The following is a 14,484-nucleotide window of genomic DNA, read 5'->3' on the forward strand; positions in this document are numbered from 1 at the left end:
GTCATCGAAGCTGGGTGATGAAATCCGCCCGATTGTCGCCGACACCTGCCGGAACCCAATGTCGATCAAGATGCAGAAATTCGAGCGGAGGCGATGACAACTAAAGTCGTCGCCTCCGCTCTCTTTTTTTCGTCTCGAACATCCATTCAGGGATCGAGCTGACTTCGCAGGTGCGAGATTCTCGTTACCCTCTGATTCTCATTGGAGGGCTGGTCTCATTGAGGGGGCTGGCCGACTCCCCGAATTGGCCCCCGGAACCATCAAGCCTGAGGGCATCCCGCTTCCTGGAGGGCCAGCTGGTTGCAAGTCACCAGGTCGGCCTCCGGATGGAGGTGCACCTGCGCCTCGAGGTGCTCCCGGAGCGGTGAGCTTCTTCATCGCGTCCTTATCCAGCGTGACTTGAAGTAGGTCCGTCAGTTCGCCCGCTGCGATCTCAGCAGGAATGAAAAACGGAGTTGCATCAGCGTGCACAGCGAGATAGCCAAGCTCGGGATCATCAGGAGTCCCGAGACATTTTTTTACGTCCTTCTGATCGAAGAGTAATCCCCCCGGTTTCGTCCAGAAGTCCGATTTTTCTTCCCCTGCTTCGATAAGCAAAAGCCTCTCATCGAGCGGATCTTTGATCGCTGCGAGACTCACCAACGCGTTGTTTGAGAAAATCGCGTTTCGGAGGAGGATCACATGGACTCGGGTTTTCCCTTCGGGACTGTCACCAAAAATTGCAGGCATCTCTTCAATCAAGGTCTTGTTGTGCTTGCTGTCCCAACGTTCATCCATTTTGAATTGGGCGTATAAATCTGCTTCCCCGATGAACGGAAGCAGGTGAACTCTCCAACTCAAACTGGTGTTTTTGTCGGTTCGTTCTCCAGAGTTGTTTGGTTTTGGCAAATAGCCATTGGCCGCATTGTATGCGATCAGTCCCGCCGCTACCGGCATCAATGGGTTTTCAGCGAATTCGATCTCGGAAGGCTCGTCGATGGGGGCCAATGGGGCGCCAGGGCGACTCATTTGTCGGCGATTCGCCAATTCAACCGCTGGGCCGACGAGTGGAGGAAGTTCGTCCATCGAGGGGAGTCTGTTGAGTCGAACGAGGACTCGATCCCCTTCACCACTCGCGTTGAGACTCGCAAAAAATTCTTCAGTGAATTTCTTCTGGAGTGATGCTGTCGGGTTACTCGCTGGAAGCTGACTCATCTGAGCCAATGCTGCTTGTTTCCCTTGAGCGATGAATCCATTCAGGGCTGTCGCGGTTGATCCAGACTGGCTTGCATCACGGATGGTCGCAATCAACTCCAAGGTTTGCGGCGCCATGAGGTCGACAACGAGTTGCATCGTGTTCGTCTGCATCAAGCCAGGCAGAAAATTCTTGACCATTCCGCCAGCTGGACCCATTTCAGTCATTCTTGCATTCAGATCGATTCCAGAAAGATCTGCAGTAAGTGTAATGGTACGATCAGGGGCACCTTGATGAGCCGTGATTGCAGCGACCCCTGTCGTTTCGCTCTCGCGTTTTGCAATTAAGTCCTTCAGTGTCGCTGTGCGGGCGATCACGTATTCTCGGTCGCTCAAAAATGCCATCGATGTGAGAGGGGCGATCAGTACTGTCGGAACTCCTTGAATCTCTTCGAACTGAGGCGGTGTCGCTCCCTTTTTGAACTCATCAAGAAGGTACACGAGGTCGAACGGGATCGAGGATCGCATTCTGACCGTCGTCAAGCCGTCTGGGAGTTCACCACGGTGTTGAAGAAAGTCCATTCCGCCTCCAAAGTTCAGATCGGAGGTCATGCGAATTTCTTCAATCGCATTCATTTGGACATCTGCCCCACCCGGGGCGGAGGAGGCACGCCGCAGAACATCGTTGACGTTTTCTCCGGGTCTTGCTGCTGACTTGATGGAGCTTTGAACAAACGGACTCTCGATGATTTTCCGCGTCTGAATCGAAAGAATCATCTTGGTATCAGCAGGGGTGTACTTCCAGTCCAGCTTGGAGGTATTTGCAGGGGGAAGCGGATCGACAAAGTTTCTCTTGCCAGTTTCTCTGACGATCAGTTTCTCGTCGTGGAATTCACCAGGGATTAACTGGTGGTCTTTGTTCGTAATCAAGTTCGACAGGTAAGAGGCATTAGCGGGGATTCGCTTGATCTTGTTGTCGCCGGTGAGACCAAGGAAATCATTCCCAATATCTCCTAAAGCCGCTGCTGCGTTCTCCGGATTGAAAATCAGACCAGTTGGCTGTGTCCAAGGTGTTTCCGTGCTCTCTGCTGCTTCAACGAGCATCAAGGAGTTTCCGAGACCATCTTCAAATTCGCGCAGTTTTGGACCGATTCCATTTTGGAAAGGAGCACCGGGGCCAGTGAAAACATGAATGCGTGTCATCCCGGCTGGATTGCTTCCATACACCGGCGGCATGCGTTCAATGAGCTGAGAGTTGTGTGGACTATCCCAAGGCTCGTTCAGTTTGAATTGCTGGAAGAGAAGTGTTTCTCCAAGTTGTGGCAGCAGATACACACGCCAGCTGAGCCCTTGAGGCGAGTTGGGTTGCCCCGATGCATCCAGTGCCGGCAAATGTTTGTTCGCTAGCTCGAACTGAAACAGTGCATCTCCAATGCGTTTCATCCGGTCAACAGTACCACCAGTGGGGCGAGGGGCAGCGATCGCAGCCTTAATTTGCTCCGAGAGCGAATTGGCCCCTGCTCCGCTCGGAGAAGCGCTTGGTGAGGGGATGGGGCCCGAAGGGGCGCCCGGAGGAGGCATCGTCGGGGCACCTGCAGGTGCTGTGGCGACTGCTGGCGCACTCGAATTTGGCGGAGCACTGGCAGCAGGTGGAGGCGGCGGCGCCACTGACTCCGATGAGTTGCCACACCCGTGCAAACAGAGAGAAGCGAGAAGAGCCCAAACAATTTTGTGTGACATACCAGCGCCTTGACCGAGTAGATCGATTGGAGTCGGTGCCGTAGCGAATTGCGTAATGAAATGAGGATTCAGCATGGATTCCGACAGCGATTACGCTGGTTGAGCCCCCTCATGGGAAAACCCAGTTTCCGGATAAACACGCTTTAATGTTTTCACTATAAATAAGTTCCAGCTCGAAATCCAAGGGGATGTCTGATTGGATTATCTGATTTTGAGTGAGTCCTACCTGATCCGGTCGGTCTTTTCGATGACGGTGCCGGTTCCATCATCACCACACGCTGGGCGGTTGCTTCGCCTCGGATCTTATTGCTTGCTGATTGGAAAGCTCATTGAGATGCGGGTGCCGCGACCGATTTCACTTTCAGCATGCAGCGTCCCACCGTGGGTTTCGACGATCTTACGGACGGTTGGCAATCCCAGTCCGCTCCCCCCGGATTTCGTCGAATAGAAGATGTTGAAGACTTTTTCCAACGATTCCCTGCTCATACCGCATCCGTTGTCGATGATCTCGATGACAACGAAGTCTCCACGTTTGAATGCTTGAATTTCAATGAGGCCGCCATTGGGCATCGCTTGCTGAGCGTTGCGGACCAGATTGCTAAGAACCTGTCGCATGAGACGACTGTCCAGCGAGATCTCTGGAAGATCGCCTGAAAGATGAGGGCGAATTTCGAGACGATGTTGTTCCGCTTCAGGGCGATAAAACTCCAGGAAATCGCGAATCAGTTCCGCGACGTCGCACTGTTCCTGTGTGAGTTCACCGGCTCTTGCGAACTGCAGAAACGCTTCAAGGATTTCGTCAAGGTGTTCGCACTCACGCTGAATGGTGCTTACCTTGCGCAACATACGCTGGGCCGCGGGGTCTTTGATTGTGCCGAGTTCTTCAAACAGAAGATCAAGATTCAGGCTGATCGTCGACAGCGGATTTCGAATCTCATGCGCTAACCCGCCCGCAAGAGCGGCGACCTCAGTGTACTGGCGTTCGAGACGATTGAATTCTTCTCGTATTCCATTCGGAGTTTTGGTCGTGTCGTTCAATTGTGGTAACGCTCCTCAGGTGTCCGATTGAACGCTCGATCGCCGCTCGCGAGTGTGTGGCGTTCCTGCGGCGATTAGCACAGCGTTTGAATGAGCTTTTGCCTACATTCTCCGCCAGTCTCCCCCGGAATAGGCGTGTGCGTTCATCTGTTGAGTGTAAGTCACGGTTTTGGCCGTTACCAATGTCACACGTTCGAGATTGTCGATCTCTCTGAATGTCGTCGGGAAACTCTCCCCTGCCCGCTTGGTGTGATCAGTGGCGTGGGCGATGGAAATAAAAAAACCGGGAGGTTCGCTCCCGGTTTCACTAGTCACCATTCGGTGTGATTATTCTTCATCGTCTTCGAGATCTTCATCGTCTTCGATGTCAGCATCTTCACCTTCTGGAGCCTTCTCAGCGAGAAGCGCCTTTCGTGACAGCTTGACACGATTCTGGTCGTCAACCGCGATCACCTTGACTTCAATGGTATCGCCGACCTTCACGACGTCTGCAACGGACTTCACGTAGCCGTCTGACAGTTCACTGATGTGAAGAAGGCCATCTTTACCTGGAGCAATCTCAACGAATGCACCGAAGTCTTTAATGGAGTTGACCTTGCCTGTGTAAACACGGCCAACTTTGATTTCTTCGGTCAGTGCTTCGATGCGAGACAGTGCGAGAGAGCAAGCGTCCTTGTTTGGACCTGCAATGACGACTGAACCATCATCAGAAATGTCGACCTGGGTGCCGGATTCTTCCTGGATTGCACGAATCATCTTGCCTGACGGCCCGATGACCATACCAATCTTCTCTGGATGAACCTTGGTGCTGACGATTCGTGGAGCACTCTCCGGAAGTTCCGGACGTGGACGGCGAATCGTGGTCAGCATCGTGCGGAGGAGTTCGCGTCGGGCGTTGCGGGCTTGCTCGAGAGTCTGACGGATGATCTCTTCGTTGATCCCGTCGTTCTTCAGGTCGAGCTGAATCCCCGTGATTCCCTTCTGGGAACCAGCTACTTTGAAGTCCATATCACCGAAGTGATCTTCGTCACCGATGATGTCTGTCAGTGTGACGTATTCTCGGCCTTCTTTGACCAGTCCGATGGAAATACCAGCGACAGGCTGAGTGATTGGAACACCAGCAGCCATCAGCGCGAGTGTTGCACTACAAACAGAAGCCATTGAGCTGCTTCCGTTTGACTCGAGAATGTCGGAGATAACCCGAACTGTGTACGGGAAGTCTTCCTTCGATGGAATCACAGGTTCAACAGAACGCTGAGCAAGTGCACCGTGGCCAATTTCGCGACGACCTGGTCCGCGAATAGGACGGACTTCGCCAACCGAGAAGGATGGGAAGTTGTAGTGCAGGTAGAATTGCTCTGACGACTCTTCGATCAGGCTGTCAACTCGCTGAGCATCACGGACGCTACCGAGAGCGACTGTTGCCAGTGATTGGGTTTCACCGCGTGTGAACAGCGAAGAACCGTGAATACGAGGCAGAATGTCTACCTTGCATTCGATTTTGCGGAGTTCGGTGAGACCTCGACCATCGAGACGCTTGCCAGCGAGAGTCAGTTCGCGGCAAATCTTATTCTCAACGGTATGAAATGCGTCCTTCAGCTGAGCACGAGTCTGGCCAGCTTCGTTTACCTCAACACCATTCGGGAAATACTTCTCGAGGAGTGCATCGCGAACGGCTGCGGTCTGAGTGGATCGCTCAACCTTCTTCGGATTCTGGCGAGTTTGACGGATCTTGTTGCCAGCTTCTTCGCGGATAATCGCGATGAACGGATTCACTGGAGGCGCAACCCACTCGACAGGTGCCTTGTTGATCTTCTTCTTCAGCTCTTCTTGCAAATCGCAAATCTTGACAATCGCACGATGGCCGAACATCAGTGCGTCAGCCATCTGCTCTTCAGGAATCTGCTTTCCGAAACCTTCGATCATCAGAACCGAATGTCGGCTTCCTGCGACGACGAGGTCGAGATCGCTCTCTTTGACCTGGGCGATGGTCGGCATCAGCACGAATTCGCCATCGATCAGGGCGACGCGAACAGCTCCGATAGGCCCCTGGAATGGAACGGGAGCAACGCTCAGGGCTGCACTACTGGCAGTAATCGCGAGAACGTCCGGATCATTTTCGCCGTCGAAGGACATGACGTTTGCCATGACCTGAACTTCGTCGATGTATCCCTCTGGGAACAGCGGGCGGATCGGACGGTCAGTGAGGCGGGATGTCAGGACTTCGCGTTGAGTCGGACGACCTTCTCGCTTCAGGAAGCCGCCCGGAAACTTTCCAGCTGCTGCAAACCGCTCACGGTAGTCGCAAGTGAGTGGGAAGAAGTCCGTTCCTGGACGGGATGGACCAGATTGAGCAGCCACGAAAATCGTGGTTTCGCCATACTGGAGGAGGACTGCACCGCTGGCCTGTTTGGCCAGCTCGCCGGTGCTCAGAGAGAGAGTACGCCCGGCGAACTCACAAGAGACTTCAACTTTCATAGAGAATTCCTACTACTACGACAACAACATTGGCTGATTACAATACGAGTTCAACAAGCAACTTAAAGCTTGCCAGCGGCGAATGTTACGAGACAGCGAAGCCAACAGCGCTGTACCGCTGAGACAACTCCAGCGAGACTCTCTGAAGGCTGGTGCGAGAAATGGTTATCGCGCAGAGCAAAAACGGACCCTGTTAACAGAGCCGTTTTTGAGAAGACCATTCAGACAGGCATAAAAACAGAACAGAGATGAGTGGTTGCACGTCATCTCTGTTCGTGATAACTACTTACGGATACCCAATCGGGTGATCAATTCGACGTATCGTGGAGCATCTTCGCTCTTCACGTAGTCGAGCAGACTTCGGCGACGACTTACCATCATGAGCAATCCGCGACGACCAGCGTGGTCTTTCTGGTGACCCCGCAGATGCTCGGTCAGAGTGTTGATTCGCTCGGTCAGCACTGCGATTTGGACATCTGGCGAGCCAGTGTCTTCGGTGCTACGCTGAAATTCACCAATGAGTTGCGTCTTACGTTCTTTAGTAACTGACATTCAATAAGGCTCCCTCGCCAGGCCGCATGAAGTGTTGCGACCTTCCTCAACTTTTTTGCTTTGTTGCGGTTCAAGCTGCAAAATGTAATGAGAGTTGCTCTTCAATTCAACGGTTGTCAGTTGGTTTGGCACGTTCTTTCCAAAAGTTTCGAAGAACAACCAATATTTTTCCAAGTATTCGCGAATGTTTCAGTCAGCTTGAAGGTTAGAATTTTTGGAAGTTTCGTGCATTTGGCATTCACGAGGGTGTCGGTCTGGCGAGTCGGAGCGTTGTTCATCTGTAAGTCAGGGGTAGTCCTGAACTGGAAACGTCTGTGATTGATCAGTAGTGTTGGATGAGTTTTGCAAGTCACGAAGAGTTTGATTTCCTAGGTTTCGGGGGATTCAGGTTCAGTTAAGGGGGGATTTCCTCTGGCGCTGGCCCTAAGTGGTGGTAGATTGGATTGATAAGCTCGTTGTGCTGTTCTGATTGCCGTGCAATAGTTTAGTGTTTGTTGAATTTGGTAGTTGGCTATTCGGAGACCGGACTTCATGGTTCTCAATGAAGGTGGCAGGATGGATCGGTTCTTGAAAGAACTCCCCGCTTGGGGAATTAGCCTCGTCCTCAATTTGACGATTCTGGCCTCACTCCATTTCGTTGTGATGGCGATGCCAGTTCCCAAAGAAGTGAACACCATTATTGGGGATGTCAGTGAGGTCGCTCCTGCCGAAGACCTCGTGTTCTCTGAAAAGATCTCGGACTCAAAATCGAGCTCTTCGAGTCTTTCAAGCACTGTTGGTGCTGCAATGCAGGCGTCCTCTGTCGGGAGTGACGCTCCGCTGACCGAGAAGGTCGAGCAGATTCTCAATCCGGAGCTCGCTGAGTTCAGCATTGCCAGCCTTCCCACGATGGAAGGGGATGTGACGTCGGCAGTCGCGATCAAAGGGACAAGCGATGATGTTGGTGGCGGTGGTGTCGCAGGGGCAATGGACCGAGTTGCATTCGAGATTCAGCAGTCGCTTAAGCAGCGACGGACGTTGGTGATCTGGCTGTTCGATGCTTCTGGCTCACTTGATGTTCGACGAGGGGCAATTGCTGATCGTTTCGACAATATCTACAAGCAGCTTGGCAGCGATGGTCAGACAGAAGGACTTTACTCAGTTGTCGCCAGCTATGGCGAACGTGCGGAGTTACTCACTCCAGAACCGATTCAAAGTGTCAGTGACTTGAGTTCTCTCGTTCGGAATAAAATTAAAAAGGATGAGTCGGGTAAAGAATATGTTTTCGGTGCCCTCAGGTTGGTTCTGGACAAGTTTAAGAACTTCGAACGGAGTCGTGGGCCCTGGAATCGCATGGTATTCATCGTGACTGATGAAAAAGGAGACGATGCCGATCAACACCTCGAAGAGGTGATCGCCATGGCAAAGCGAACTCCGACCAAGGTCTATACCATTGGAAATGCTGCCGTTTTCGGTTCGGAAAAAGGGTATGTTCAGCACACCTATGATGATGGGTATGTCGAGAGCATCGCAGTGGACCAAGGGCCAGAGTCAGCCTACCCGGATGCTGTGCAACTCCCGTTTATTGGTGCAGGTCCGGACTGGAGATTGAACCAGATGTCGGCCAGCTTTGGGCCGTATGCACTCACTCGACTGTGTGCTGAGACTGGCGGCCTATACCTGATTACGGAAGAGTCTAAAGGCTATGCGTTTGAGCGATCGACGATGAGACGCTATGCACCTGATTATCGACCGAGTCGTATTCAGGAGCAAGAGATCATGAAGAACCCTGCGAAAGCCGCGCTCGTAACAGTGGCTCGGATGACCTACGTCGATTCTGTCCCTGCCCCGCAGCTGGAGTTCCGGGCTTATAACGACAACATTTTGCGTAATGAACTGACCGAGGCACAGAAACCAGTCGCTGAAGTGGATGTGCCATTGCGACGGCTGTATGAAGGCTTGAAGCTTGGCGAACAAGGACGGGAGTCGATAAAGGAAGAGCGTTGGAGAGCGGCTTTTGACCTCGCGATGGGGCGAATTCTGGCCATGCGTGTTCGTTACGCTGGATACAACCTGATGCTGGCCAGCATGAAAGTATCGCCGAAGACCTTTACGACCGATACCGGTAACATGTGGCGGCTCGTTCCATCCGATAAGATCGAGAGTGGAACAGAAATGCGTAAAGCGTCTGAGCAGGCGAAAGTCTATCTCCGACGTGTCATCGATGATCACCCCGGCACCCCTTGGGCGCTTCTGGCTGAGCGAGAATTGAGCACTGAAATGGGATGGTCATGGCAGGAGTTTAGCCGTCCGATTCCCGGAAGTGATCAATTGCGAGGAAACGACCAGGAAGTGGCCAGGTTGCTACTGGCGGACGAAGAGAATCAACGTCAGGAAGCAATGCGGCGGCCGACAGCCGTTCGTCGCGATCCGCCGAAACTCTAATTTGACGCTGTCTGGAGGAAGTGTGATTGAATTGACCACTTCCGGTTCCCATGCAGTCGTTATTTTCAGCAGATTTCCCGAATCAGAATTTCCACTGAGTGTTGTTTTGAGCAGATTGAACGAAATAGCAGGTAGGTTGACGATGTCCTGATTTTTTCGATAGGTGTCAATTCGGTCTGTAATGGTACTTGGTCTCGATTGAGAGTGGCCCCATGTGGAACTTTATTACAGCTGAAGGGCGACCAGCCCTGATGATCTCAACGCTGATTCACGGAGTCGCGTTGGCCATCTTGGGGATTTATCAGGTGAAAATTCATCTCAAACCGGAACAGGTCACTGTGGAAACGGTGCTCGCTGATGAGCGGGTTCAACAACAGTTTGATCAGGACCTCAGCGTTGATACTCGCGTGTCCACAACACTGTCCGCAACGGCCGGCGGGATGGTGACGACATCGATCGGTTCGACAGGAGCAACCGCAGCAGGAACCCAGGCTAAAATCGCTTCTTCTGAAGTCATGAAGGGGCCCGCCCTCAGTGTCGCGACCATTAGCGACATCACGATCGCCGGCGCAGCTGAACTCGGCATGGATTTGGGAGAAGGTGAAGTCAAAGGGGAAACTGGCGCCAGGGTCGAAGGCTACGGAGTGGCAATGGGGCGTGTGACCCAGGAGCTAGTCCGCATGATGCGTAATCAACCGGTGACAGTTGTCTGGCTTTTCGATGCGTCCATCAGTCTGAGGGATGACCGCAAGGAAATTAGCGAGAACTTCAACAAGATCTACGAAGAGCTTCAGATTGCGCAAACGGAATCCAAAGCCAGAAACCTGAAGATTTCCCCCTTGGATACGATGGTCTGCAGCTACGGTGGAACCGTCCGTAAACTACTTCCCTCCCCGACGTCTGACATCGCTGCTATTAAGAAAGCAATTGAGTCCGTCACTGATGACGAGTCTGGAATGGAAAACTCCTTTGCGTCCATCGTCAAAACTCTTGATGAATTCGGACCAATTACCGCCCGTGCCGATCGCAAACTCGCATTGATTGTGGTGACCGATGAGAGTGGTGACGACGACACACTTGTCGAAGACGCCATCGTTCGCTCGTCCAAGTTCAAAGCTCCTGTCTATTTTATGGGGAGAGAGGCGATCTTTGGTTATCCCTACGCCCATATTCTGTGGGTCGATCCCGAAACTGGACTGCACCACTGGCCACGCGTGAACCGCGGACCTGAAACGGAATTCCCTGAATGTCTCCAATACGATGGTATTGGGGGACGCTGGGACAGTGCTTCCAGTGGCTTCGGACCTTATGGTCAGGTTCGACTCGCCAAAGAATCCGGCGGCATCTTCTTTATGCTCGCTTCGGAAGAAAAGGATCTCATCGGCCGGGATGCTCAGGGATCTCGTAAGTTCGACGATCTGGCAATGAAGGAATACGAGCCGATGCTCCTTGCTCGACGAGCCTATGAAATGGAGCGAAACAAGAGCGATTTCCGCAGGTCGATTGCACAGGTGATCGATGGGCTCAATCCAGAGAAAGATGGCGAGCTCGATTTGCAAAGATGGAATTTCCCGATGGATCGAGCAGAGTTCCAGCGTCAGAAGCAGGTTGCGTTTGGACGCGCACTAAGATCGTTAGGGAAACTCAATGAAGGCATTCGGATATTGCAGGGAATCGCGCCGCTGCGAGCGAAGGAGAGTGAACCTCGTTGGCGAGCCGCCTACGATCTCGCCTTGGCTCAACTTCTCTGCTATCGCGTCAGGCAGTTCCAGTATCTACTCGCATTAAACCTTCAAGAACGTGAAAATCCTCTCCCGAAGGACCCAAAATCCAACGAGTGGAACCTTGCAAATGTTCAGGAGATGCTTGAGCCAACGCCCGAAGAGGTACGGTATTCCAAAGTTGATATGGCTGAACTTGAAGCCCAGAAGGCTTTGGCAATTGAACTTTACAATCAGGTGATCGCAAACCATCCGGGAACCCCATGGGCGCGTCGCGCAGCACAGGAACGGGAATGGGGCTTTGGCTTCCGCTTGCAGGAAGGTTTTCGAGATCCCAGGTACAGTTCTATGAACACCGTAGTTCCTAAGCTCTAATTCCTCCTTCTAATTCCTCCTTCTAATTCCTCCTTCTGTGTTGCATCGCAATCGGTCTCCTTTCAGGCGATGGTGATGGTCCGTGGGAGCACGTCGACCTCATCGTCGGGAAGGGACATGATGCTCTCGTAGTTGTGTCATAGACGCGATTGTCTCTTCAACTCTCTGGTAGCCACTTTGCTTGGGTGGCGTCGCTTCCTTTCGCTGCCCTTCGGCGATTTGGCGAGAGCTCGTCACTCCTAAAGCTATATGTAGCCCGCATGAAATTGCTGAGGGGCGGCGTTGTAAGATGTCAACGAATTGTTATTGTTTGTTGCGATTCGCTTGTGATCATATTGTTTATTCATTGTATGGTACGATAAATCGTGTCACAAATTTCAAATAACTGCTGTCAGCTCGGTTCTCAAGTGGTTTCAGTTCTGTATCGATTTTCGATTGGGGTCGCAAAAAATGCTGGGAAAAGTCTGGGGACGTAAAGGGTTTACCCTCATTGAACTGCTGGTTGTCATCGCGATCATTGCAGTACTGATCGCACTGCTCCTTCCCGCTGTTCAGCAGGCGCGAGAGGCTGCAAGAAGATCACAGTGCAATAACAATATGAAGCAGTTGGGGCTCGCTCTTCACAACTACCATGATGTGTACGGCACGTTTCCTCCCGGGTGCAGAGGGCCAGGTTGGGGAATGTCCTTCTGGGTTTCGCTTCTCCCCTATTTGGAGCAGGCAAATCTCTATAATCAGCTCAGTATGGACGGGGCTCCCGGATTCCCAGCTGCCGGCTTCAACTATCTTCTGCTGGAGAATCTTGTTCCTCCAACCGGAGTTTGCCCATCGAGTCCGATGGATCGCACAATCGACGTCTGGGTGCCATCTGCAAATGTCGTAAAACGGTACTTTTGTTCCAGTTACGTTGGTATTTCAGGAGCGGCAGTCGGCCCAGCTGGTATGGATACCCAATCAGAAATTGGACAACATGGGATTGTCTCCAGCGGTGGAATTCTGATTCCGAATGGCAGAGTCACGATGGCGTCGATTACCGATGGGACTTCAAACACGGCTTTGGTCGGCGAGCAATCGGATTTCGGTCGAGCGGATGGAAATCAGGTAGAACTGCGATCCGGGCAGAACCACTCCAGCTGGATGGGAACCAGCTTGACGGGATCGCCGCGGACCGGTGGCACTGGGTGGACAGGCAATGACAATCGCGCCTGGGGGATTACAACGGTGCGTTTTCCACTCGGTAGCAAAGACATGACGCACGGTCGAAACGGAAACATCTGGTCTCAGGCAAACGGGGTGCTGCCCGAAGGGACGAATCGCCCCCTGCAGTCTGCACATGTTGGCGGCGGTTTCATCTTGATGGCAGATGGCCACAGCCGTTTTATTTCTGAAAACGTCGACTTTCTCAATGTCTTTGTGCCAGTTGTAATGAAGGCAGACGGTCGGGTGAATGGCGAGTTCTAACTGAAGTGCGAAGTCAAAAGCCGTACTTGCAGTTATGGAGGCGGCTTCTTTAGTAGTTGTTCACCTGTTCAATTTGATCGATGGAGTCGCTGCCTTGTTATCCCGCTTTGCGTCTCGTTTTCAAGTGATGTTTGGGCTTGTCAGCTTGGTTGTCTGTCTAGGGTGCGGTTCCACAACTTCAGAACCGGCAGCAACGACTGGCGTCATTGTTGGTAAAGTGACGTTCGAAGGAGCGCCGGTCACCGACGGAGAAATCGTCTTTCTGAACGATCAGACAAAAAACGAAGTTGTCGGATTGTTAGATGAGCAAGGGGCATATCAAGTTCAGGGTGTGCTGTTCGGCAAACAAAACGTGAGTGTTCGCCCCGAAACCCCTCCAATGCCTAAAGACACCATGGCGCCCCGTCCTAAACCGGCCGACCCCAAACATATTCCGAAGAAGTATCGCAATCCCAAATCGAGTGAACTCGTGTTTGAAGTGAAGGAAGCGAAGTCGACGTTTGACGTCTCCATGAAGTAGTGTTGTCTTCGGTGATTTCTCTTCCATATGAAGGAATGGTTCTCGAAATGAAGTTTCAGTGTAATAAGACGATTGCTCACCGTCTTCTCGTGGTCATCGGCCTGTTCGCGTTCAGCGGGCTGGTGACTACTCTTCATGCTGCCGACATTGAAAAGCCAACGTCGACAACGACGAAAGAACTCTTCCTGGGAGATCGTCCAGTCGACCGGATCCTGTTTCTCGGGAACAGCATTACCTTTCATGCACCGCTTGAGTCGGTGAGTTGGGACGGGAACTGGGGAATGGCTGCCAGTCGTGAAGACCTGGACTACGTCCATGTCCTCGTTCATAAGATTGCAGAAGAAGTGGACGGTAAGCCTCAATTCAAAGTCCGGAATATTGCCGATTTCGAGCGAGGTTTTCAGGCATTCAATTTCGCTGAGGAGCTGAAAGAATTTTGGGAATTCAAACCACAGTTGGTGGTCCTCGCGATCGGTGAAAATGTCAGCGCTCTTGATTCTGAAGACTTACAGGAAGGTTATGAAAACGCCTTTCGGAATCTGATTCAGCAGGCAAAGAAATCGGGAGCGTCGACGATCGTTGTGCGAAGCTCATTTTATCCCGATCCTGCCAAAGATGAGGCGATGCGTCGGGCGAGCGAAGCAGAAGAGGTGATTTTTCTGGATATCCAAGAGTTATCAAAGGATCCTCTGAATTTTGGCCGCTCCGAACGTGATTTCAAACATGATGGTGTCGCGAACCATCCAGGTGACCGTGGGATGCAGGCGATCGCAGATGCGATTTGGTCGACGATTCAGCCGCAGAAATAACGTTAGATTCGATATGTGCGTCGATTTCTAGTGCTGATTGAACGAGATCGGAATCGGTCGGTTCCCGCCCCTTCTCCATCCTTTGTTTGATGGTCACAGAACATTTAGAGCCGATTGAATGAACACCATTCAGTCGGCTCTTTCATTTGTGTGTTCGAGGAATTAACCATCAGCGCAGAGTGGCCTCCATGAT

Annotated in this window: 10 protein-coding genes; 5 read left to right on the forward strand and 5 right to left on the reverse strand. The window is 52.2% G+C overall.

What is annotated here, in order from left to right:
* Positions 1-198 precede the first annotated feature (198 nt).
* The 5 genes from SH668x_RS10215 to rpsO all read right to left on the reverse strand — a co-directional run bounded on the left by SH668x_RS10215 (position 199) and on the right by rpsO (position 6,981).
* Positions 199-2,913 (reverse strand): DUF1559 family PulG-like putative transporter, encoded by a 2,715-nt coding sequence (locus SH668x_RS10215; RefSeq protein WP_437184953.1) that lies wholly within the window; start codon positions 2,911-2,913, stop codon positions 199-201.
* Positions 2,914-3,216: 303 nt separating this feature from the next.
* A complete protein-coding gene (locus tag SH668x_RS10220) occupies positions 3,217-3,951 on the reverse strand; it encodes a sensor histidine kinase (RefSeq protein ID WP_437184954.1) in 735 nt (244 codons plus the stop codon).
* 102 nt (positions 3,952-4,053) lie between these two features.
* Positions 4,054-4,269, reverse strand: a complete 216-nt coding sequence (locus SH668x_RS10225) for a hypothetical protein (protein ID WP_437184955.1) — start codon at positions 4,267-4,269, stop codon at positions 4,054-4,056.
* Positions 4,270-4,278: 9 nt separating this feature from the next.
* Positions 4,279-6,429 carry a polyribonucleotide nucleotidyltransferase gene (gene pnp, locus SH668x_RS10230; RefSeq protein WP_437184956.1) on the reverse strand — a complete coding sequence of 717 codons (2,151 nt, stop codon included), beginning with the start codon at positions 6,427-6,429 and terminating at the stop codon, positions 4,279-4,281.
* A 282-nt stretch (positions 6,430-6,711) separates the two neighbouring features.
* Complete coding sequence (rpsO, locus tag SH668x_RS10235) at positions 6,712-6,981, reverse strand: 30S ribosomal protein S15 (protein WP_437184957.1); 270 nt, start codon at positions 6,979-6,981, stop codon at positions 6,712-6,714.
* Positions 6,982-7,536: 555 nt separating this feature from the next.
* Between rpsO and SH668x_RS10240 the strand changes: the two genes are divergently transcribed.
* From SH668x_RS10240 to SH668x_RS10260, 5 genes are all read left to right on the forward strand, one after another.
* The gene (locus tag SH668x_RS10240) at positions 7,537-9,405 is read left to right on the forward strand and encodes a vWA domain-containing protein (RefSeq protein WP_437184958.1); all 1,869 of its coding nucleotides are present in this window, start codon (positions 7,537-7,539) and stop codon (positions 9,403-9,405) included.
* 212 nt (positions 9,406-9,617) lie between these two features.
* Positions 9,618-11,501 carry a vWA domain-containing protein gene (locus tag SH668x_RS10245; protein WP_437184959.1) on the forward strand — a complete coding sequence of 628 codons (1,884 nt, stop codon included), beginning with the start codon at positions 9,618-9,620 and terminating at the stop codon, positions 11,499-11,501.
* Positions 11,502-11,951: 450 nt separating this feature from the next.
* A complete protein-coding gene (locus tag SH668x_RS10250; protein WP_437184960.1) occupies positions 11,952-12,962 on the forward strand; it encodes a DUF1559 family PulG-like putative transporter in 1,011 nt (336 codons plus the stop codon).
* 94 nt (positions 12,963-13,056) lie between these two features.
* Positions 13,057-13,482, forward strand: a complete 426-nt coding sequence (locus SH668x_RS10255; RefSeq protein WP_437184961.1) for a hypothetical protein — start codon at positions 13,057-13,059, stop codon at positions 13,480-13,482.
* Between the two features lie 47 nt (positions 13,483-13,529).
* Positions 13,530-14,291: an SGNH/GDSL hydrolase family protein gene (locus SH668x_RS10260; RefSeq protein WP_437184962.1), complete on the forward strand. Its 762-nt coding sequence runs from the start codon at positions 13,530-13,532 to the stop codon at positions 14,289-14,291.
* The last annotated feature ends 193 nt before the right edge of the window (positions 14,292-14,484 follow it).

It is taken from the genome of Planctomicrobium mucosum (assembly GCF_051466335.1).
Classification (GTDB): domain Bacteria; phylum Planctomycetota; class Planctomycetia; order Planctomycetales; family Planctomycetaceae; genus Planctomicrobium.